At 65.0% G+C, this 19329-nt stretch carries 25 protein-coding genes and 1 tRNA gene; 5 read left to right on the forward strand and 21 right to left on the reverse strand.

The annotated features are described in order from the left end of the window. Positions 1-107: 107 nt before the first annotated feature. The 4 genes from CO675_RS20430 to CO675_RS20445 are packed head-to-tail and all read right to left on the reverse strand — an operon-like array spanning position 108 to position 1466. Positions 108-548, reverse strand: a complete 441-nt coding sequence (locus CO675_RS20430; RefSeq protein WP_143279055.1) for a hypothetical protein — start codon at positions 546-548, stop codon at positions 108-110. Positions 549-585: 37 nt separating this feature from the next. After that, positions 586-870, reverse strand: coding sequence for a DUF1488 family protein (locus CO675_RS20435; RefSeq protein WP_097673690.1), 285 nt, complete (start codon positions 868-870; stop codon positions 586-588). Between the two features lie 37 nt (positions 871-907). After that, positions 908-1204 carry a hypothetical protein gene (locus CO675_RS20440; protein WP_097673691.1) on the reverse strand — a complete coding sequence of 99 codons (297 nt, stop codon included), beginning with the start codon at positions 1202-1204 and terminating at the stop codon, positions 908-910. Then, a complete protein-coding gene (locus CO675_RS20445) occupies positions 1197-1466 on the reverse strand; it encodes a hypothetical protein (protein ID WP_097673876.1) in 270 nt (89 codons plus the stop codon). Before CO675_RS20445 ends, CO675_RS20440 begins: the two co-directional genes overlap by 8 nt. Here CO675_RS20445 and CO675_RS40030 point away from each other — a divergent pair. Together CO675_RS40030 and CO675_RS41770 are read left to right on the forward strand one after the other, a co-directional pair. Then, the gene (locus CO675_RS40030; protein WP_143279056.1) at positions 1465-1761 is read left to right on the forward strand and encodes a hypothetical protein; all 297 of its coding nucleotides are present in this window, start codon (positions 1465-1467) and stop codon (positions 1759-1761) included. The two genes, CO675_RS20445 and CO675_RS40030, sit on opposite strands and share 2 nt — an antisense overlap. Before the next feature lie 37 nt (positions 1762-1798). Further along, a complete protein-coding gene (locus tag CO675_RS41770) occupies positions 1799-1927 on the forward strand; it encodes a hypothetical protein (protein WP_275948968.1) in 129 nt (42 codons plus the stop codon). A 51-nt stretch (positions 1928-1978) separates the two neighbouring features. Here the strand turns inward: CO675_RS41770 and CO675_RS20450 are convergent, their stop codons facing one another. Further along, positions 1979-2551, reverse strand: a complete 573-nt coding sequence (locus tag CO675_RS20450; RefSeq protein WP_245452831.1) for a disulfide bond formation protein B — start codon at positions 2549-2551, stop codon at positions 1979-1981. 159 nt (positions 2552-2710) lie between these two features. On the opposite strand from CO675_RS20450, the gene CO675_RS20455 reads away from it, so the two are divergent. Next, positions 2711-2795, forward strand: a tRNA-Leu gene (locus tag CO675_RS20455). A gap of 138 nt (positions 2796-2933) precedes the next feature. Here CO675_RS20455 and dhaK read toward each other — a convergent pair. The 15 genes from dhaK to CO675_RS20530 form a co-directional block, all read right to left on the reverse strand. Beyond that, entirely contained in the window at positions 2934-3917 is a 984-nt protein-coding gene (dhaK, locus tag CO675_RS20460) for a dihydroxyacetone kinase subunit DhaK (protein WP_097673692.1), read from the reverse strand. A 133-nt stretch (positions 3918-4050) separates the two neighbouring features. After that, positions 4051-4473, reverse strand: coding sequence for a hypothetical protein (locus CO675_RS20465; protein WP_050405512.1), 423 nt, complete (start codon positions 4471-4473; stop codon positions 4051-4053). Next, positions 4466-6085: a phosphoenolpyruvate--protein phosphotransferase gene (gene ptsP / locus CO675_RS20470; RefSeq protein WP_097673693.1), complete on the reverse strand. Its 1620-nt coding sequence runs from the start codon at positions 6083-6085 to the stop codon at positions 4466-4468. Before ptsP ends, CO675_RS20465 begins: the two co-directional genes overlap by 8 nt. A gap of 1 nt (position 6086) precedes the next feature. Beyond that, positions 6087-6389, reverse strand: a complete 303-nt coding sequence (locus CO675_RS20475) for an HPr family phosphocarrier protein (RefSeq protein WP_374707951.1) — start codon at positions 6387-6389, stop codon at positions 6087-6089. A 31-nt stretch (positions 6390-6420) separates the two neighbouring features. Next, the gene (gene dhaM / locus CO675_RS20480) at positions 6421-6813 is read right to left on the reverse strand and encodes a dihydroxyacetone kinase phosphoryl donor subunit DhaM (protein WP_092118687.1); all 393 of its coding nucleotides are present in this window, start codon (positions 6811-6813) and stop codon (positions 6421-6423) included. Beyond that, complete coding sequence (gene dhaL / locus CO675_RS20485) at positions 6810-7433, reverse strand: dihydroxyacetone kinase subunit DhaL (protein WP_097673694.1); 624 nt, start codon at positions 7431-7433, stop codon at positions 6810-6812. Before dhaL ends, dhaM begins: the two co-directional genes overlap by 4 nt. 21 nt (positions 7434-7454) lie before the next feature. After that, the gene (locus CO675_RS20490; RefSeq protein ID WP_097673695.1) at positions 7455-8480 is read right to left on the reverse strand and encodes an ABC transporter ATP-binding protein; all 1026 of its coding nucleotides are present in this window, start codon (positions 8478-8480) and stop codon (positions 7455-7457) included. After that, on the reverse strand, positions 8473-9570 hold the full coding sequence (locus CO675_RS20495) for an ABC transporter ATP-binding protein (RefSeq protein WP_097673696.1): 1098 nt from the start codon (positions 9568-9570) through the stop codon (positions 8473-8475). The genes CO675_RS20490 and CO675_RS20495 overlap by 8 nt, the downstream gene beginning before the upstream one ends. 4 nt (positions 9571-9574) lie before the next feature. Next, complete coding sequence (locus tag CO675_RS20500) at positions 9575-9790, reverse strand: hypothetical protein (RefSeq protein ID WP_097673697.1); 216 nt, start codon at positions 9788-9790, stop codon at positions 9575-9577. After that, complete coding sequence (locus CO675_RS20505; protein ID WP_050405521.1) at positions 9787-10749, reverse strand: carbohydrate ABC transporter permease; 963 nt, start codon at positions 10747-10749, stop codon at positions 9787-9789. The genes CO675_RS20500 and CO675_RS20505 overlap by 4 nt, the downstream gene beginning before the upstream one ends. After that, complete coding sequence (locus CO675_RS20510) at positions 10746-11720, reverse strand: carbohydrate ABC transporter permease (RefSeq protein WP_097673698.1); 975 nt, start codon at positions 11718-11720, stop codon at positions 10746-10748. Before CO675_RS20510 ends, CO675_RS20505 begins: the two co-directional genes overlap by 4 nt. A 71-nt stretch (positions 11721-11791) precedes the next feature. Beyond that, on the reverse strand, positions 11792-13150 hold the full coding sequence (locus tag CO675_RS20515; protein ID WP_092118707.1) for an ABC transporter substrate-binding protein: 1359 nt from the start codon (positions 13148-13150) through the stop codon (positions 11792-11794). Between the two features lie 577 nt (positions 13151-13727). After that, positions 13728-14114, reverse strand: coding sequence for a c-type cytochrome (locus tag CO675_RS20520; RefSeq protein WP_158231281.1), 387 nt, complete (start codon positions 14112-14114; stop codon positions 13728-13730). 13 nt (positions 14115-14127) lie between these two features. Then, complete coding sequence (locus CO675_RS20525; protein ID WP_097673700.1) at positions 14128-16083, reverse strand: thiamine pyrophosphate-binding protein; 1956 nt, start codon at positions 16081-16083, stop codon at positions 14128-14130. Positions 16084-16351: 268 nt separating this feature from the next. After that, positions 16352-16816: a RidA family protein gene (locus CO675_RS20530; protein WP_097673701.1), complete on the reverse strand. Its 465-nt coding sequence runs from the start codon at positions 16814-16816 to the stop codon at positions 16352-16354. Positions 16817-17332: 516 nt separating this feature from the next. Here CO675_RS20530 and CO675_RS20535 point away from each other — a divergent pair. Then, complete coding sequence (locus CO675_RS20535; protein ID WP_097673702.1) at positions 17333-17584, forward strand: C40 family peptidase; 252 nt, start codon at positions 17333-17335, stop codon at positions 17582-17584. 346 nt (positions 17585-17930) lie between these two features. On the opposite strand, the gene CO675_RS20540 is transcribed toward CO675_RS20535, so the two are convergent. Beyond that, entirely contained in the window at positions 17931-18563 is a 633-nt protein-coding gene (locus CO675_RS20540) for a TetR/AcrR family transcriptional regulator (protein WP_097673703.1), read from the reverse strand. A gap of 92 nt (positions 18564-18655) precedes the next feature. Between CO675_RS20540 and CO675_RS20545 the strand changes: the two genes are divergently transcribed. Next, a complete protein-coding gene (locus CO675_RS20545; RefSeq protein ID WP_097673704.1) occupies positions 18656-19321 on the forward strand; it encodes an O-methyltransferase in 666 nt (221 codons plus the stop codon). Positions 19322-19329: the final 8 nt, after the last annotated feature.

Below are 19329 nucleotides of genomic sequence, written 5' to 3' on the forward strand. Positions count from 1 at the left end.
GGAGTGAGCCTCGAAGGACAAACGGCCCGGCTGGTGGCCGTGCATGCTTCGAGACGGCCGCAAGCGCGGCCTCCTCAGCATGACGGATCGACCGGACAAGGGGCGCGTCACACTTCGGACGCTGGCTGCTCCGGCTGATCGCGGAACGATCGCGCCAGCGCCACCAGTTCGCCGGGATCGAACCACAGCTCCTCGTCCCGGTCCATTTGCAGTTTCGCGACGGCTGCGGCGTGCCACAACGGCCCGGTGATCCGGACATAGACCGAATCGGGCTGAGCTTCGTTCCATTCCTCGAGCCGCTCCCTGGTGACTGCGCGCCACAACGCGGTCAGCCGGCGGCTCGCACCATGGATTTCGGAAATCGTATATCGCGGGCGCTGTTCGCTCATCAACGTAGCGACGAGATTGCGTCGGCTCTTGAGGCGCAACAACGTCTCATTGGCCAACAGCAACAACTCGACGGGGACGCGGTGCACGATGATCAGCATGGCTCGTCTGTCGCGCATGATCGGGACGGTGACGGCGGGATCGCCTCCACCTTGGAACACCTGACACGCGCGTCAGGGCCTTCGCACAGGGCAGCCGCTATCTTGGCTTGCGGAAATCGATGCTGCGCAGGATGATCCGGGGCGGCGCCCCCTCAAACTCCTTCGCCTGATACTTGCCATCGGCGCAGGCCTCGATGCGCTCGCGCAGCCGCATGAACTGGGTCTCGCGGTGGCCCGCGCGCCCGAGCGCCCCGCCTTCCAATTCATCCATGGCGGAGGTCGAGATCGCGCAACAGATTTCCTTCTCGTCGTCATGCATCGAAAACAGCACGACCATCCTGTCGTATTCGTAGCTGATGAAACGACCCTGGGTAAGCGTCATGTGACCAGCTCCTTCAAAGCCGCGAAGTGGTTCTGGTTCATCGCGGCTCGGTGAGCCGGACAAAATCCTCGAGGATGGCCGTGACCAGATCGCGATGCCTTGTGTCTTCCGGCGGCAGGCTGGCTGCGTATAGGTTCAAGACATAGCGCGCCTTGGCGGCGACCTCCGGCCACGACGTCGCGGGTACCGCCAGTAGTCCGGTTTCGAGCGAGGCCTGCCGTTCGCGCAGATCCCTCGCATGGGTCTCGATTTCCGCCAGCGCACGGCGAATATCGGTGGCCTTCTGCGCCGCCATACCGCGGTGGCGATCGAGGTCGAGCGGCTCGTCAGTCATGGGATGCGCTCGCGTCGATGCGCTGGGCGTCCGCCAGATCGACCGAGCCGATCGACACCATCTCCGTCGTCAATCCGCGCGAGCCTTCTGCCGGGACGATGATCATCGTGGCGACACGGCGGAACACCGCGAATGAGAGCCCTTCGATCGCCTCTTCATCGGTAACGACGTCATAGGCGCCTGCGGGCAATTCACGATCGATGCCTCTGATCCGGAATGGATGCTGGAAGGTGACGACTTCACGTCGGGAGCGCATGGTCATGGGCCAGCCTTTTGCGAAACGCCTTGCGCCGGTGCGCGGCCCCATTGGCAGCATGCGCCGCTTCGGCGGCAATAGCCACCGCTTTCTTATTGGTTTTCCTGGCATTCCTGGCTTTCTCGCCGAACGAGGCGCAAAGACCGCTCCTCACAGCATGCTGCGTGTTGTTGCCGCAGCGCGCCGCAGACCGCTTTGGCGCTCGCTATTCGGGTACGATCGGCCTACGGTCAATCACCGTCACTTCAAGCAAAGCAAATCCACGTCGACGTTCCGGACCCGCTCCGCAGGCGGGTTCTGACCGAGTCGATTGTCTCGAGAAACAGAGGGAGACCGACATGTCCAAAGGCGAGCGACACGGCAACCGCGAGGTCAAGAAGCCCAAGAAGGAGAAGATCAAGGTGATCGCCGCGGCTCCCAGCCTGAAGGGCGGACAGCCGAGCTTCACGCCGGGGAAGAAGAAATAGATCGCAGGAAATAGATCGATTGGGTCAGGGCCTGTAAATCAGGCCACTCAGTCAAGCCTTGGCTGCCTTCGCCACGCCCCAGCCGGCGATCGCGGCCATCAGGAGCGAGATCAGCACGTTGTAGCCGGCCAGCGAGATGCCGAGGAAGCGCCACTGCACCTCGTCGCAGCGGACCACCTTGACCTTGTCGAGCTGATCCAGCAACGAGCCGGCCTTGCCGAAATCCACCATCGGGCCGGTGCAATCGGTCGGCCCCTGCCAGAATCCCCATTCGACCCCGGCGTGATAGGCGCCGAGCCCGGCGTTGGCGAGCGCGGCGAGGCCGAGGATCGCAAGGCCCGCGAGCAGCACCGGGCGCGCCGCGCCACGGGCGGCCGCGAGCGCGACCACGGCACCGAGCGGGACCGCGAGGTAATAGGCATAGCGCTGCTCGAGGCAGAGCGGACAGGGCATGATCTCCAGCACGAGCTGGAAGAACCAGGCGCCGGCCAGCGTGGCAGCCGCGATCACGGCAATCGCCAGGGCCGAGGTCAGCGCCGGATTGCCGGTGGCGGAAGCATCCGACGGATGGGCGGTGGCGAGCGTCACGGCAGTCCTCCAGCGAGCACCGTCCGGCAGGGTCATGGTCCCTGCTCCATGCTCAGCCCGGGTCGTATCGCGCCAAAATACCGCTGTCGAGGCGCGGGACAATCACATCCGCGCGGGTTGACCGTGACGGGCCGCCCGCTATAGTCCGCCGCGCTTCGCGACCCCGGGCCCGTCTCGGCCTGGATCATCGCGAATGCCCCTGTGGCGGAACTGGTAGACGCGCTCGACTCAAAATCGAGTTCCGCAAGGAGTGCTGGTTCGATTCCGGCCAGGGGCACCAGCCTTCGCTGCTTCGCAGCTACGGCTTGGCAAGCCAGGCGCCATTCTGTCCGTGCGAAGCGGCGAAGGCTGCCCCGCCGAAGCCTTGGCGAAGGCGGACTGGCTCAACGAAGCCCCATGCCGATGACCGCGGCGGCGATCACCATTTCAATGCGGCCGTGCGCACCGGGGCGTCCCACAATGCGGACGTCTCGGCATCGAGCAGGCTCACGGTGAGCGAGCAGCCGGCCATATCCAGCGAGGTGACGTAGCTGCCGACCAGCGAGCGCGCGATGCGCAGGCCGCGGCTTTCGAGCATGCGGCGCGCGGCGTTGTACATCAGATAGAGCTCGATCGTCGGGGTGCCGCCGAAGCCGTTGACCAGCAGCAGCGCCTCCGAGCCTGCGGGCGCGGCGAGATCGTCGGCTATGGCGGTCGTCATTTCCGATGCGATCGCATCGGCGGCTTCGAGCTTGACGCGCCGGCGGCCGGGCTCACCGTGGATGCCGACGCCCATCTCCATCTCGTCCGCGCCGAGCGTGAAGGTCGGCGTGCCGGCGGCCGGGACGGTGCAGCTGGTCAGCGCCACGCCCATCGAACGCGTCCGCGCGTTGACGCGCTCGCCGAGTGCCACGCAGGCCTTGAGATCGGCGCCCTTCTCGGCGGCGGCGCCGACGATCTTCTCGACGATCAAGGTGCCGGCGACGCCGCGCCGCCCGATGCTGTAGGTCGATTTCTCCACCGCGACATCGTCATCGGTCACGATGGTGGCGGTGCGGCCCTCGGCGATCTCGGCGGCCATCTCGAAATTCATGCGGTCGCCGGCGTAGTTCTTGACGATGAACAGCACGCCGGCATCGCCCGCGACCGCCTGCGCGGCCTCGACGATCTGGTCGGGTGTCGGCGAGGTGAACACCTGTCCGGGACAGGCGGCATCCAGCATGCCGTGGCCGACGAAGCCGGCATGCAGCGGCTCGTGCCCGCTGCCGCCGCCCGAGACCAGCGCGACCTTCCCGCGATTCAACTCGCGGCGGCGCACGAATTTGCGCTCGGCACCGAGCACGACCAGATCGGCATGCGCGGCCGCGAAGCCGTCGAGGCTTTCGCCCAGCAGACTGTCGACCGCATTGATGAACTTCTTCATGATGTCCTCCCCGCTTCGTCCGAAGCTTCGTTCCGATCAATCGGGACGAAGCTTCAAGTTCTTGTTTTGACGCGTTTTCTTCACGCGAACCGGTATCCACTTCGCTCGAAAACGCTTTGGTTGGCGTTTTCGCCTATTTTTCCCGCATGATGCCGATCAGGCGCCGCGTGAATTCCTGCAGCAGCGCGTCGAGCTCGGCGTTGCGCTTGGCGCTGCCGAGATCCGGCAGATGCAATGTCAGCGTCCGCTCATGCGATCCTTCGCTCAACCGGCCGACGCGGCGCGGATGCGCGCGCGCATAGGCGCGCAGGAAGGCGGTCTTCGCCTGCGGCGGAAAGTGGCAGACATCGAAGATCGTGTTGAGATGCTGCACCGGGATCGGCACCGGATAGGCCGGATTGCTGATCTGGCTGACGAAGCTGCGGTTCTTGCCCATGGCATGGGCGAGGCGCAGCCGCATGCCGGACGGGCGGCTCTCCAGCACTTCCTTGAAGATGCGCTTGTAGGCCGCAACCGCGCCGGCTTCGGGCGCTTCATCGGCCGCCGTGTCAGCCAACACTGCCTCCGCTGCTCAGCCGGTCGATAGTCTGCTTGATCTGCGCCAGCGCCGATGCGTTCACCGACAATTCGCGCAGGCCGCAGTTCAGGAGCGCGGGAACGCAGCGCGGATCACCCGCCATGTCGCCACACAGGCTGACACTGACGCCGGCGCGGCGGCCATGCTCGGCGGTCCGCGCGATCAATTCGAGCACTGCGGGATGCAAGGGGTCCATCAGGGGGGCGAGAGCTCCGTTGGAACGATCACAGGCCAGCACGTATTGCGCGAGATCGTTCGAGCCGATCGAGAAGAACGACGCCTTGAAGCTCGAGATCGCCAGGGCCGCCGCCGGAACCTCGACCATGATTCCGAGCTCGGGGAGCATCGCGGCAATGCCGTCCGCCTGCAAGCGCTGCACGATGTCGGCGAACAACTTCCGTCCCGCCTCGAGCTCGTCCGCCGACGTCACCATCGGGAACATGACCTTGAGATTGCCGCGCACCGCGGCGCGGGCTAGCGCGCGGAGCTGGACCGCAAAGATCTCGGGCCGGGCGAGGCAAAGCCGCAAGCCGCGCACGCCAAGGAACGGATTGGCCTCGCCGTCGAATGTGAAGCCGGGGACCGGCTTGTCGCCGCCGGCATCGAAGGTGCGGATCGTGACCGGCCGCGCTCCGGCCCAACGCAATACCGCGTCATAGGCCTGGAATTGAGTGTCCTCATCCGGCAGGTCGCTCCGCCCGGCGAGCAGGAACTCGGTCCGCATCAGTCCGATGCCGTCGGCATATTGCGCGTCCGCATCATCGAGGTCGTCGACGCGCTGGATATTGATCAAAAGCTTGATGCGCTCGCCGCGCCACGAGGCGGTTGGCCGCCGCAGGATCGCGCGGGCGGATGCCCGGCTCTTGCGATGGCTCTCGCGCCGCTTCTCGAAGACGCGCACCTGCTCGGCGCTGGGATCGAGCTCCAGCGTCGCGCCTTCGCCGTCGAGCAGCGCCGTGGCGCCGGCATCGGGAATAGCACCGAGCTGCACGACCATCGGGATGCCGCGCGCCCGCGCCAGCATCGCGACGTGGCTGGTCGGACTGCCGTGCAGCAGTGCCAGGCCGCCGCCGCCGGACCAATCGATCTCCAGGAAGCGCGACGGCGGCAGGTCGTCGGCACAGACGACGCCTCCGCTCGGAATCTTCAGCGGCTCGCCCTCGTCGCCGCGCAGGATGTGGACCACGCGGTCGCGCAGGTCCGCAAGGTCCGACGAACGCGCCTGCAGATATTCATCCGCCGCCGAATTATACTCCGCGATCTGCCCGTCGAGCGTCGATCGCCATGCGACGTCGGCCGGACGCCCCTCGCCGATCGACGCAAAGATCGCCTCGATCAGATCCTCATCCTCCAGCAACGCGACCTGGAATTCGAGGATCTGCGCGGCTTCGCCGCCGGCGCTGGCGGCAAGATCGGCGATCTGTCCGCTCGCGAGATCGATCGCCTTGCGCAGGGCGAGCGCCTCCTCGACCAGCGTGCCGGCCACCCGCTCGCCGCCGCCGCCCGCATCGACGCGGACCAGCGGACCATGGGCAAAGCCGATCGAGGCGGTCCTGCCGCGGTAGGCCGATCCTGCAGCGCCGCCCTGCATGCTAGCCTGCTCCATCCGGAAAATCGCTGGCAACCAGATCGACCAGGGCCGCGACGGCGGCTTCGGCGTCGCTGCCGGAGGCCTTGATCTCGATCGTGCTGCCGTGCGCGGCGCGCATCGCCATGATCTTTGCTACGCTCTTGGCATTGATCCACTCGGGCGCACCGGCGACCCGCACCGAGATCTGCGCCTCGAACTTCTTGGCGAGCTTGGTCAGCTTGACCGCCGGGCGCGCGTGCATGCCCACCGCATGCACCAGCCGCACATTGCCGGTGAAGATCTGTCCGTCCGCTTTATCAAGCATACTCATCATCCATCATCGCTTCGCCGACCTCTCAGTCGGCAGAGAGTTCCTCGGCCACGGCCTTGACCTGGGCCAGTGAGCTGCCGCCCGCCGCCTCGGTCGCCGCCATCACGGCGCCCTCGACGATCGGCGCGTTGCACACGACAACGAGGTCGCGCCGCGCGGGCTCCAGCATCTCCACCGCCATTTCGCTGTTGGTCTCGGCGCCGCCGAGATCGACCAGCACCGCGACCCCCTTCGGAGACCAGGCGTCATTGATGGCGTCGATGATCAGCGGCACGCTGGTGCCCAATCCGCCGTCCGGATTGCCGCCGCAGAACGCCACCTTGACCTCGCTGCCGACCATCTGCCGCACCATGTCGGCGGTCCCCTTGGCGATGTCGCTGGAATGCGAGACGATCACGATCCCCACAGTGTCAGTCATGGGCGTGCCTCCAGGCCGGCGCACACCGCCTGCACCAGCACGCAGCTCGACCGCGCACCGGGATCGACATGGCCCACACTGCGCGCGCCGAGGAACGAAGCGCGCCCCTTTGTGGCCTGCATCGGCGCCGTCCGTTCGACCGCCTCGGTCGCGGTGGTGCGCACCCGCGCGATCAGATCCGGCTGGCCGGCCGCCGTCTTCAACGTCTCCAGCACGGGAACCAGTACGTCCAGCATCGTCTTCTCGCCGACTTGCGAGCGGCCGCGCGCGCTCACCGCGTTCACGGCGCTGCCGAACACATCGGCGAGATCGTCGGGCAACTGCTTGTCGTGCGACAGCGCCTCGCCCGCGGCGAGAAAGAAGCTGCCATAGAGCGGCCCGGAGGCGCCGCCGACCGTCATCACCAGGGTCTTGCCGATCATCTTCAGCGCTTCGTCGAGCGGCTGCGCCGAGATCGCATCAAGCTTGCCGAGCACGGCTTCGCAACCGCGCTTCATGTTGGTCCCGTGGTCGCCATCGCCGATCGCCTGATCCAGGCTCGTCAGCTCCGGTGCGCTGGCGATGACCTGCTCTGCGGCCGCCTTGACCAACGACTTCAATGTCTCTGATGGCACCGACATCTCCTCGATCCTCTCGCCCCTCTAATGAACCGCCGCGGCGATGCGCTGCCCGGCGCGGTCGAAACACAACGGACGCACCAGATGCAAGTCGACCTCCTGGCCGGCCTGCAGCGGCTGATGCGGATCCGCCAGCGTCACCAGCGTCTCGCCCTTATAGTCCAGATGAATATGATTCTGCTCGCCGAGGTGCTCGACCCGATGCACGCGGCCGACCATCTGCCCGCCATTGCGCGCGGCGAGCTGCAGGTGCTCGGTGCGAATGCCGACCGTCTCGGTTCCAGCCGGCATCGCGACATCGGAGAGCAGGCGCGCCGGCAGGAAGTTGATCTGTGGCGTGCCGAGCCGCGAGGCGACGTAGCTGCTGGACGGGCTTTCGTAGATCTCCCGGGGCGTGCCGAGCTGCAACAACTGGCCGTCCCTGACCACGCCGATGCGCGAGGCCATCGTCATCGCCTCGACCTGATCGTGGGTGACGTAGAGGATGGTCGCGCCGAGCTCGATCTGGATCCGTTTCAGTTCGAGCCGCAGCTCCGCGCGGAGCTTTGCATCGAGCGAGGACAGCGGCTCGTCCATCAGATAGATCGAGGGATCGCGCACCAGCGCCCGGCCGATCGCCACGCGCTGCATCTCGCCGCCGGACAGCCGGGTGGCGCGGTTGTTCAGCTTGCTTGCGATATGCAGCAGCTCGGCGGTCTGCTCGACGCGCTTGCGGATGATCGGCTCCGCCACCCGACGGGCGGGGGAGCGCAGCGGAAACGCCAGATTGTCGTAGACCGTCAAATGCGGATACAGCGAATATTGCTGGAACACGAAGGCGATATCCCGCGAGCCGGGCGGATCCTGCGTCACGTCGCGCCCGTCGATCATCACGGAGCCCGTATCGGGGCTCTCCAGTCCGGTGATCAGCCGCAGCGTCGTGGTCTTGCCGGCACCGCTCGGCCCGAGCAGGACCAGGAACTCGCCGTCGTTCACCGTCAGCGAGAGGTCGCGGACGGCTTCGATCGCGCCGAAGCGCTTGTTGACGTTGCGCAGGGTGACGTCAGCCATGGCGCACGCCCTCCGCACTGGCGGTCCGGATCGCACGGCCGCTGCCGATGTCGAACAGCGCCAGTCGCTCGGCAGCGAAGTCGAGACCGATGGTTTCACCGATCTGCACCGACGCGCTGGAAGGCAGCCGCGCGGCGACTCTTCCATAGGCCGTGTCGACGGTGACGATCTGGGTGGTGCCGAGATATTCCGCGCCGAACACCTCGCCGCGCACGGCACCCGCGTCGGCGAAGCGGATATGCTCCGGACGAACGCCGAGCGCCAGCGGCGCGCTGGCGCGGTCCTCGCGGATCTCCGGCACCGCAAGCCGGGTGTCGTGGAAGCTGATCGCGCGGTCGCCGGACCGCAGGCCGCCCTCGAAGCGCAGGAAGTTCATCGGCGGCGAACCGATGAAATCGGCGACGAACATGCTCGCGGGCCGGTCATAGACCTCCTGCGGCGTGCCGATCTGCTCGACACGTCCCTTGTTCATGACGGCGATCTGGTCGGCCATCGACATCGCCTCGAGCTGGTCGTGCGTGACATAGACCGTGGTCGCCTTGATGCGATCGTGCAGGTCGCGCAGCTCGCCGCACATCAGATGGCGAAACTCGGCGTCGAGCGCGCCTAGCGGCTCGTCCATCAGGAACGCCTTCGGCCGCCGCACCATGGCGCGCCCGAGCGCGACGCGCTGCCGGTCGCCGCCCGAGAGTTTCGAGGTCTTGCTCGACAGCAGGTGCTCGATCCGCAGCATTCGCGCGGTCTCCTGCACGCGTTCGCGAATCTCGCGCCTCGCCATGCCCTGGCACTTCAGGGGAAAACCGATGTTCTCCCCGACATTCATGTGCGGATAGAGCGCGAACAGCTGGAACACGAAGGCGATATCGCGCGCGGCGGCACGGTGGAACGTGACGTCCTCGCCATCGAGCAGGATCTTGCCTTCGGTCGGCAGCTCGAGGCCGGCGATCATGCGCAAGGTGGTGGTCTTGCCGCAGCCGGACGGCCCGAGCATCGCGAAGAACGTGCCGTCGTCGATCGTGAAGGTCGAGCCTTCCACCGCGGTGAACTGATCGAACGACTTGCGCAGGTTTTCGATGCGGATCTGTGCCATGGCGCTATTCCGGAAAATGGCTGACGATGACGAAGCCGACCGTGCCGGCCAGGATCGTCACGAAGGAGTAGCTGTAGAGATCGATCGACCAGGGCTGCACCAGCATGATGATGCCGCCTCCGATCAGGGTCATCGCGATGGCCTCCCACGGCCCGCGACGAAACCAGCGCGCTGCGCCGCTCCGAGTTACGCCATTCCTGGCAACCGCAGACCCGCTCATTTACGCACCGCTCCGAAGGTGATGCCGCGCAGCAGATGCTTGCGCAACAGCACGGTGAACATGACGATCGGGACGACGAACAGCGTGGTCGCGGCGGCAACCGCCGGCCAATCCTGCCCGCCCTCGCCGATGATGAAGGGGATGAAGGGCGGCATGGTCTGCGCTTCGCCGCTGGTCAGCAGCACCGCGAAGGCGTACTCGTTCCAGGAGAAGATCAGGCAGAAGATCGCAGTCGCGGCGATTCCGGTGACGGCCTGCGGCAGCACCACCTTGCGCAGCGCTTGCAGCCGCGTATAGCCGTCGACCAGCGCCGCCTCCTCGTACTCGCGCGGAATCTCGTCGATGAAACCCTTGAGCAGCCAGACCGCGAGCGAGACGTTCACGGCGGTGTAGAGCAGGATCATGCCAAGCCGCGTGTCGGTCAGATTGAGCTGCCGGTACATCAGATAGATCGGGATCGCGACCGCGACCGGCGGCATCATGCGCGTCGACAGGATGAAGAACAGCAGATCGTCCGCCAGCGGAATGCGGAAGCGCGAGAACGCGTAGGCCGCGAGCGTGCCGAGGAAGACCGCGAGGAAGGTCGATCCGAAGCCGATGATCAGCGAGTTGACGAAGCGCGGCACGACCTTGGAGGGACCTGCGATCACCATGTCCCGCTTGCGGACCAGCTTGTCGTACCAGGTCTCCGGCGGCGGCAGCTTGGCGATGAAGTCCGGCGTCTGGCGCGTGCGCACCGTGAACAGGTTGACATAGCCTTCGAGGGTCGGCTCGAAGATCACCTTGGGCGGATAGGCGATGGCGTCGCTCTGCGACTTGAATGCGGTGGCGACGATCCACAGCAGCGGCAGGATCGTGATCACGGCATACAGGATGACGAGACCGCCGGCGAACGCCTTGGTGCGCGGCGAGGCCTCGACGATCGAATGCGCGGTGGATCTGGTGGCGGCAGCGGTCATCGTTGCTTCACCTTGTTGAGCGTCTTGACGTAGATGTTGGCGGCGCCGAATACGGTCACGAACAGGATGATGGCGAGCGCCGAGGAATAGCCGGTGCGCCACTTCTCGAACGCCGCGCGCTTCAGCGAGATCGACACCAGCTCGGTGGTCGAGCCCGGCCCGCCCGAGGTCAAGAGATTGACCATGTCGAACATCTTGAAGTTCTCGATGGCTCGGAACAGCACCGCGAGCATCAGGAACGGCACCGTCATCGGCAGCGTGATCGACCAGAACTGCCGCCAGGGCGAGGCGCGATCGACTTCCGCAGCCTCGTAGATGTAATCGGGGATCGAGCGCAGCCCGGCGAGGCAGATCAGCATCACGTAGGGCGCCCACATCCAGGTATCGACCAGCACGATGGTCCACGGCGCCAGCGACACCTGCCCGGTCATGCTGAACGAGCTCGTCGGCACGCCGGTGAACAGGCTGATCAGATAGTTGAACGGTCCGATCTGCGGCTGCAGCAGCAGCGTCCAGAAATTGCCGACCACCGCCGGAGACAGCATCATCGGCAGCAGGATGATCGTGGTCCAGAAGCTGTGGCCGCGAAACTGACGGTTGATCAAGAGCGCCAGGCCGAAGCCGACGACCACCTGCAACGCCACCGACGAGATCACGAACTGCGCCGTGGTCTGCAGCCGGAACCAGACGTCCTCGTCCGTGAGGATGTCCCTGAAATTGTCGAGACCGACGAACCGCAGCGGCAGATAGGACATGCTGAGGTTGAGGTTGGTGAAGGACAGCCGGATCATCCAGATCAGCGGAAAGATGTTGATCGCGAGCAGCAGCGCGATCGTCGGCGCGACGAACAGCCAGGCGATCGCCCGGTCCGACAGTCCGTGGACACGCCGGGCGGCGCGGGATTTTACAGGCTTGCTCACGCCTGGGATCGTAGCATGATCGGGTTGGAGGATCGTCGTCATCGTGTCCATCAGCGGGGCTGGGCTGGTTCGGATTCCCCGAGGCAGCCCTCGGGGAATCCAGTTCAGAGTGTGGGCGGACGCTATTGCGAGGCGACTTCCTTGCCCTGCTCCTTGAACACCTTGGTCCAGTCCTTGACCAGGAGATCGAGCGCCTGCTGTGACGTGCCCTTGTCGGCGACGACGTAGTCATGCACCCGCTTCTGCATGTCGAGCAGCAGCTGCGCGTAGGACGGCTCGGCCCAGAAGTCCTTGACGATACCCATCGACTCCAGGAATTGCGGCGCGAACGCCGCGCTCTTCGGGAAGTCGGGCGCGTCGACCACCGCCTTGAGCGCCGAGTAGCCGCCGATCTGCCACCACTTCTGCTGCACGGCGGGCTGCGCGAACCATTTGATGTAGGCGAGTGCGTCGTCCTTGTGGTCGGAGGTTGCCACCACCGAGATGCCCTGCCCGCCGAGCTGCGTGAAGTGCCCCTTGGGACCGGCCGGATTGACGAAGAAGCCGATCTTGTCGCCGCCGACATTCGGGTCCTTGTAGAGGCCGGGGAAGAAGGCGAACCAGTTCATCTGCATCGCGACCTGGCCGGACTTGAAGGCATCAAGCCCTTCCTGCATGTAGGCGTTGGTCATGCCCGGCGCCGTGCAGCACTTGTAGAGCTCCTTGTAGAACTCGAGACCCTTGGCCGCGTCGGCGGAATTGACGATGCCCTGCATCTGGTACGCCTTCTTCGGATTGTCGTAGGCGAAGCCGTAATTGTAGAGCACGTTGGTCACGCCCATCGTGATGCCTTCCGAGCCGCGCTCGGTGAAGATGTAGGCGCCATAGACCTTCTTGCCGTCGATCTCGCGGCCCTGGAAGAACTCCGCGATCTGCTTCAGCTCGTCATAGGTCTTCGGCGGCGCCAGGTCGCGGCCGTACTTGGCCTTGAACGCGGATTGGATCTCGGGCCGCGAGAACCAGTCCTTGCGGTAGGTCCAGCCCACCGCATCGGCCATGGCCGGCAGCGCCCAGTAGTTCGGCGTGTTCTTCGGCCACTGCGAGTAGCCGACGACGGTCGCCGGGACGAAATCGTCCATCGAGATCTTCTCCTTGTCGAAGAAGTCGTTGAGCTTGACGTACCACTTGTTCTCGGCGGCGCCGCCGATCCATTGGCTGTCGCCGATGATCAGGTCGCAGAGCTTGCCGTGCGAGTTTAGCTCGTTGAGGAAGCGATCGGCGTAGCTCGTCCATGGGACGAACTCGTATTTCATCTCGATGCCGGATTGCTTGGTGAAGTCCTTGCCCAGTTCGACCAGTGCGTTGGCCGGATCCCATGCCGCCCAGCACAGTGTGAGCTGCTTGCCTTGTGCTGCGGCTTGCCCGCCGCCGAGACCACCGAGTGCTGCGGCCGCAACGACCGCGGACGCCACCGTACTGCGTAACCATCCCAATCTTCGCATATCCATTTCCTCCCTATCGTTGAAGCACCTAACTCGCCCGCCGTATCCGGTGCCGGATTGACGCCGAGACTTCGAAAACCGAGTTGATGAGCGATGACGGAGAGCGAGACTGAACGCGTCCGGACATCGGGGGTCCGGATGGCGGGGCTCCTCCCACGCATCAGCTCGATGCGCGATGTTTATCGTTTTTGTAATACTAAACGTATTACTAAATTCAGGAACCCGTCAAGCGGGTTTCTTGCGAGCTTGAGGAAGAGCTAGCTGCGCTCTTATTCGCAGGTAAATCGCTGCAGTGCACCAACGCTGATAGCCGACAACGCCCAGCGCCTGGCTCCGCCTGGTGTTTAGTGGACCATTTTACTGAACGTTCAGCGCTTTGACGACCGCCCTGCTCGCTTCGCGTCACCTCGTCAAAGCAAGGCGAACGCTATCGAACGCAGCCGATTGCGGAGGCTGATCAACAGGCGTGTATTGCTTCGCGTGCTGCCGCCACGCATGGGCTGCAAGCGCGAAGCGCGTCCGGTGAAGCCAGAGCGCGCGAGAGCGGACGGAACGATCCAGCGCCTCGCGAACTCCCTCACTGATTCAGGATCGGCGGAATGTCCTTGGCCGCCTTCGGTCCCGGCAGCGAGCTGAGATAGGCATGGATGTCGGCGGCATCCTTGTCCGACAGTACGTCGGCGGAGAATGACGGCATGTCGTTCGGCGCCTCGCGCAGGAAGGCGATGAAGGACTCCACCGGCAGCGCGATCTGCGCCAGCGCAGGCGTCAGATAATTGAAGCGGCCGCCCTGCCCGGCGCGACCGTGGCATTCGAAGCAGCCATCGGCGAGATAAAGCCGCTTGCCGTTGATGGCATCGCCGGCCGGCGCGTCCTCGGCGCGCGATGCAACGACGTTGCCAGTCGCGAAAGCCCCCGCGATCGCTGCGACGGCGGCAAGATGCTTTACGGAAATCTTCATCATCGCCATCTCCGCTTCACCGCTGATCCATCACGACGTCGAGCAGCGCCGGCTGGCCGCTCTTGACCATGGCGATGGCGCGCTTCAGCGCGGGCGCCAGCGCAGTCGGATCGCTGATCGGTCCTTCGCCATAGACGCCGAACCCCTTCGCGACGGTCGCGTAGTCGACGGAGGGATCCTTGATCGTGGTCCCGATATCGGCGTTGGTGATGCCACGGCCATGGCGTGCGGCCATCGCCTGCAGATACATGTATTCCTGATGATAGGCACGGTTGTTGTGCACGATATAAAGCATCGGGATCTGATGGTGAGCGGCCGTCCAGAGCGTCGACGGCACGAACATGAAGTCGCCGTCGCCGCCGATCGCAACCGTCAATCTGCCATGCCGCTTGTTGGCGAGCGCAGCCCCGAGCGAGGCCGGCAGGGTGTAGCCGACACCGCCGCCGCCGGACACGCCGTTCCATTGATACGGCCTGGTGAAATTCCACAGCCGATGCGGCCATGACAGGCCGATCGAGGTGCCGACCAGCGACCAGTCCTCATCCTTGATCTGGCTGTAGAGCTCGGCGCACAGCCGCGCCGTGGTGATCGGGCTCGCGTCCCAGCCGATCGTGGCGTCAAGCTTCGCCTGCTCGACGGCGGCGAGCTTGGCCGCCGCGAGCTTCTTGCCGCGCGCGTCGAACGCGGCCTTGCGTCCCTCGTCGATCCGGCGTTTGACCTGCTCGGTCAGGGCCGGCAGGCTCGCCTCGGCGTCACCGGCGATGTCGAGATCGACCTCCTGATAGCGACCGAGGTCCTGGTAGTTGGCCTTCATGTAAAGGCCGCGGGTGCCGAGCGTGACGATCTTGGCCGTCTTCTTGTAGCGCGGCTCGGACGTCCGCACGATGCGATCGTGGAAATCGCTCAGCGAGCCCCAGATGTCGTTGACCTCCATCGCCAGGATCAGATCGGCCTGCGACAGGATGGAGCGGCGGAACGACTGGTTCAACGGATGGCGCGAGGGAAAATTCATCCGCCCGTAATTGTCGATCACGGCACATTGCAGGGTTTCCGCAAGCTCCACCAGGCGCGGCATGCCGGCGGGCGTGCGCGCCATGCGGTCGCACAGGATCACCGGATTCTCTGCCGCGACCAGCATCATCGCGAGCTCGGCCAGTGCTGCGTCGTCGCCCTGCGGCGCCAGCGCCGGAGCGAATTTCGGGATGCGCAGGCGGTCGCGATTCTCGACCGGGTTCTCCTGCAGCTCCTGATCCAGCGACAGCATCACCGGCGCCATCGGCGGCGTGGTGGATATCTTGTAGGCGCGCAGTGCCGATTCCGCGAAATGCTGCAGCGAGGCCGGCTGGTCGTCCCACTTGACGAAGTCCCGTGTCAGCGCCGCGGGATCGATCGCCGAATGCGGCCATTCGGCGCCCGGCGCACGCTTGTCGGCCTCCATGATGTTGCCGCCCATCACGATGACGGGGACGCGGTCGCACCAGGCGTTGTACATCGCCATCGATGCATGCTGCAGGCCGACTACGCCGTGGCAGATCATGGCGAGCGGCTTGCCCTCGATCTTGGCGTAGCCCTGGCCCATATGCACCGCGATCTCTTCATGCGGACAGGAGATAATCTCCGGCTTCTTGTTGCCACCGTGATTGATGACGGCCTCGTGCAATCCGCGGAAGCTCGAGGCGCAGTTCATCGCGAGGTAATCGATGTCGAGCGTCTTGAGCACGTCGACCATGAAGTCGCCGCCGCTCGAGGTCTGATTGACCGGATCGGCCGGCGGCGGCAGCGCATCCGCAGCCGCAAGCCTCGGGCCCGGGGGCGCGGCTTTGGGACGTTGTTCGGAAATGCCTGGCGGCACGGTGTTGGCGGCGGCAGGGGCCGCCAGAGCCGCCGCACCGGCGACGGTTGCGCCCTTCAGGAAATTTCGGCGGCCGGGATCGAGCGCGCCTGTGCGGCGCGAGTCGCTGCGTTTCGACATGGTGTCCTCTCCGGGAACTTAGACCAGATGCCTACGAGCTCTTTGCTTGTTGGCATCAGTGTCGTCCCGAAGTTCAGCAGCCGTCAATACACAGACGCGTAAGTGTGCAGCTTTTGGCTGAGCTGCTCCGCGAAATTGGCATGGGAAGAGGAAGACGCGCTTCGGCCTAAAGCGCGATGAGATTGAGTTGAATCGTCATCGCGCTTTAGCTTGTTGTTTTGAGCATGATCTTTTCGGAAAACCGCTTCGCACTGTTCCGGATCATGCACTAACGCGCCAGCGCCGCGATCAATTCGACCTCGACCGATGCGTTGCGCGGAAGCTGCGCGACGCCAACGCTCGTCCTGGTGTGCAGTCCCCGTTCCGGACCGAACAGCTCGATGATGAGCTCCGATGCGCCGTCGGCGACCGCGGTCTGACCTTTGAAATCCGCTGCGCTGTGCACGAACACGGTGAGCTTCAGGATCTGCGTGACATGATCGAGCGATCCCAGGTGCGCCTTGATCGCGGCCAATCCGCGGATCAGCGCCAGCCGCGCGCCCCGCTTGGCCTCCTCCAATGTGACATCGCGACCAACCTGGCCGACCACATGCACCTTGTCGCCGTCGCGCGGAAGCTGACCGCTGACATAGATCGTGTCGCCATGGACCACGACCGGCGCATAGGCGCCGCCGGCCGCCGCCGACATCGGCAGCTCGATGTTGAGTTCGTTCAGACGTTGCTCGAGGTTCACGATTGCATACCAGCGAGCTGGCCCTCCTGTCGGATCGCCGCGGCCTTGGTACGAAACGAAGCTCCCTCTGCTGCCGGGCGCTTCTGTTAACCCGGTTCTGCGCGACGCGGCACCTACGAACATGCTCTCGGAGCAATTCTGCTTGTTTCAGCGCTGCGTGAGGCTCTTCCGGCGCGTGGAACATGCCGGCCATGTCTTACCGCCAGACGGGATTCCGCGGCCATATTTTGGCCATAGCCCGTTTCTTAAAGGCCCGTGCGGGCTATGTCCCCGCCTCTGTTTTGCGTCGCCTGGCCGGTGCGGTCGCTTCGCAACCAAATCGCAGATCATCGCTGCGCCCCTCCCAGAATCAGGATGGTCTGCCAACAACAAGAGGACTTTGTAATGCGTAAAACTCTCGCGGCTGTCGCCGTGCTTTTGGCCTTCGCTTCGTCTGCTGCTGAAGCTCGCGGCCGTCATCACCATCATCGGCACACTGCACATTCCGGTCGCCCCGCGGCGTGGTGCGGGTGGTTCATGCGCACGCAGGTCGGCAGCGATCCGGGTCCGCAATACAATCTGGCGCGCTCGTGGGCACGATACGGCAGCAATGCAGGCGGCCCTTCGGTCGGCGCGATCGTCGTCTGGCGTCACCATGTCGGCAAGATCGTGGGCCACGAGAACGGCCAATGGATCGTCCAGAGCGGCAACGACGGGCATGCCGTGCGCACGCGACCGCGCTCGCTGGCCGGCGCCATCGCGTTCCGAAACGCCTACGCTTCGTTCTAAGGGAACTCTCGAACGCTTCTGCTGACATGCAGGCCGGCGACGTTCAGCGGTATACGAACCGTTCATCATCGCGGCTTACGTTCAAGCGGGGTTTCGCCCTGAAGCCCTCAGACGGGCGCCGTCACCTGCGTTGACCTGGTGGCGGCGCCTTTTTCAGGAATGCATTGGTTTGCCTCGGAAACCGAAGAAAATTGCGACCGCCTCCCGGACTGCGCCTTATTGGTCCGCCGCTTACCTGAGTTTCTGCAATGGCGCGGCCGTTTTCGCTGTGACCGGCGGCGTGCTCGGATTTCTGCTCGTCGCCAAGCACTACACGTGAACGACGGCCGGATCGACGGTGCGCGTTTCAGCGCTTTCCGAGACCCTTCAGATACGCGCAGAACATGTCGGCCATCGCGTCGGCGTAGCTCTCGATCTCGGCCTGACTCCGCGGGCCCTCCGAAAAATTCTTGCCGACCGTGCTCATCGTCGTCGAGATGAGGTCGCCCGCCATCGCACGCACGGCGTCCGACGTCTTCGGCAATGCCTCACGCATGAAGACTTCGACGATACGCTCGCCGGATGCCCGCACCTCGCGCGCTTCGGGCGCATCGCGATAGAGCGGCGCGGCATCGTTGAGTGCGACGCGCACCGCGGCCTCCTCGCATTCGGAGCGGATGAAGGCGTGCACCAGCGAACGTAACCGCTGCAATGGCGGCCGCGATCGGTCTTCGAGAATGTTGCGCAGCAGGCTGGAGTTCTGCCGCCACTCATCGCTCTGCAGCCGGAACAGGATCGACGCCTTGTTCGGGAAATATTGGTAGAGCGAGCCGACGCTGACGCCGGCCCGCTCGGCCACCCGCGCCGTGGTGAAGCGCTGCGCGCCCTCCTTGGTCAAAACCTGAACAGCGGCATCGAGAATCGCCGCAACGAGCTCGGCCGAGCGGGCCTGTTGCGGCTGTTTTCGCGAGGAAATTGAAGAGCTTCGCCGTCCGGTCATGAACGCCCTAGGGAATGCGATTAGCGAATGCGACTAATTATTCGTATTTCAAGCGAGGCGCAAGGATGCGCCGATTTTGACCGGAGACCCCCATGACCACCCTCGTTTCACCTGAGTTCGCGGACCTGCTCGACCGCCTGTTCAAGCAAGCTTCCGCCGCGAGGGAAGAAACCCGGCGCGCGGTGGCCGACCTTTCCGACGAGGAGCAGGCGGGCCTGATGCGCAGCAGGACCGACTACCGCGCGCTCTACAGCCGCTTCAACAACGTGCCGCTCGCGGTCTCGCGCGAGACCGGCACGCTGCTCTACATGCTCGCACGGGGTGCGCGGGCGCGGAACATCGTCGAGTTCGGCACCTCGTTCGGCATCTCGACGCTGCACCTCGCCGCCGCGCTGCGCGACAATGGCGGTGGCCGGCTGATCACATCCGAGTTCGAGCCGTCCAAGGTGGCGCGCGCCCGGAATAATCTCGTCGCCGGCGGTCTCCTTGACCTGGTCGAAATCCGCGAGGGCGATGCACTGACGACGCTGCGCGCCGACCTGCCCGAGACGATCGACCTCGTGCTGCTCGACGGCGCCAAGGCGCTCTACCCCGACATCCTCGATCTCATGGAGAACCGCCTGAAGCCGGGCGCCTTCGTCGTCGCCGACAATGCCGATTCCAGCCCGTACTATCTGGCGCGGGTGCGCTCGCCGGCGAACGGCTATTTGTCGGTGCCGTTCGGCGAGGATGTCGAGCTGTCGATGCGGCTGGGCTGACGCCGAAA

It is taken from the genome of Bradyrhizobium sp. C9, from assembly GCF_002532045.1.
In the GTDB taxonomy this organism is placed as follows: Bacteria; Pseudomonadota; Alphaproteobacteria; order Rhizobiales; family Xanthobacteraceae; genus Bradyrhizobium.

Excerpts from the sequence above, each read along its gene's own strand:
- CO675_RS20510 (WP_097673698.1), bottom strand. The coding sequence starts at position 11,720 with ATGGACACGATGACGACGATCCTCCAACCCGATCATGCTACGATCCCA.
- dhaM (WP_092118687.1), bottom strand. The coding sequence starts at position 6,813 with ATGACTGACACTGTGGGGATCGTGATCGTCTCGCATTCCAGCGACATC.
- CO675_RS40030 (WP_143279056.1), top strand. The coding sequence starts at position 1,465 with ATGGGCCAGCCTTTTGCGAAACGCCTTGCGCCGGTGCGCGGCCCCATT.
- CO675_RS20505 (WP_050405521.1), bottom strand. The coding sequence starts at position 10,749 with ATGACCGCTGCCGCCACCAGATCCACCGCGCATTCGATCGTCGAGGCC.
- CO675_RS20520 (WP_158231281.1), bottom strand. The coding sequence starts at position 14,114 with ATGATGAAGATTTCCGTAAAGCATCTTGCCGCCGTCGCAGCGATCGCG.
- CO675_RS20540 (WP_097673703.1), bottom strand. The coding sequence starts at position 18,563 with ATGACCGGACGGCGAAGCTCTTCAATTTCCTCGCGAAAACAGCCGCAA.
- CO675_RS20535 (WP_097673702.1), top strand. The coding sequence starts at position 17,333 with ATGCGCACGCAGGTCGGCAGCGATCCGGGTCCGCAATACAATCTGGCG.
- CO675_RS20515 (WP_092118707.1), bottom strand. The coding sequence starts at position 13,150 with ATGCGAAGATTGGGATGGTTACGCAGTACGGTGGCGTCCGCGGTCGTT.
- CO675_RS20490 (WP_097673695.1), bottom strand. The coding sequence starts at position 8,480 with ATGGCTGACGTCACCCTGCGCAACGTCAACAAGCGCTTCGGCGCGATC.
- dhaL (WP_097673694.1), bottom strand. The coding sequence starts at position 7,433 with ATGTCGGTGCCATCAGAGACATTGAAGTCGTTGGTCAAGGCGGCCGCA.
- CO675_RS20450 (WP_245452831.1), bottom strand. The coding sequence starts at position 2,551 with ATGACCCTGCCGGACGGTGCTCGCTGGAGGACTGCCGTGACGCTCGCC.
- CO675_RS20545 (WP_097673704.1), top strand. The coding sequence starts at position 18,656 with ATGACCACCCTCGTTTCACCTGAGTTCGCGGACCTGCTCGACCGCCTG.
- CO675_RS41770 (WP_275948968.1), top strand. The coding sequence starts at position 1,799 with ATGTCCAAAGGCGAGCGACACGGCAACCGCGAGGTCAAGAAGCCCAAG.
- ptsP (WP_097673693.1), bottom strand. The coding sequence starts at position 6,085 with ATGCAGGGCGGCGCTGCAGGATCGGCCTACCGCGGCAGGACCGCCTCG.
- CO675_RS20445 (WP_097673876.1), bottom strand. The coding sequence starts at position 1,466 with ATGACCATGCGCTCCCGACGTGAAGTCGTCACCTTCCAGCATCCATTC.
- CO675_RS20495 (WP_097673696.1), bottom strand. The coding sequence starts at position 9,570 with ATGGCACAGATCCGCATCGAAAACCTGCGCAAGTCGTTCGATCAGTTC.
- CO675_RS20435 (WP_097673690.1), bottom strand. The coding sequence starts at position 870 with ATGACGCTTACCCAGGGTCGTTTCATCAGCTACGAATACGACAGGATG.
- dhaK (WP_097673692.1), bottom strand. The coding sequence starts at position 3,917 with ATGAAGAAGTTCATCAATGCGGTCGACAGTCTGCTGGGCGAAAGCCTC.
- CO675_RS20525 (WP_097673700.1), bottom strand. The coding sequence starts at position 16,083 with ATGTCGAAACGCAGCGACTCGCGCCGCACAGGCGCGCTCGATCCCGGC.
- CO675_RS20440 (WP_097673691.1), bottom strand. The coding sequence starts at position 1,204 with ATGACTGACGAGCCGCTCGACCTCGATCGCCACCGCGGTATGGCGGCG.
- CO675_RS20475 (WP_374707951.1), bottom strand. The coding sequence starts at position 6,389 with ATGCTTGATAAAGCGGACGGACAGATCTTCACCGGCAATGTGCGGCTG.
- CO675_RS20500 (WP_097673697.1), bottom strand. The coding sequence starts at position 9,790 with ATGAGCGGGTCTGCGGTTGCCAGGAATGGCGTAACTCGGAGCGGCGCA.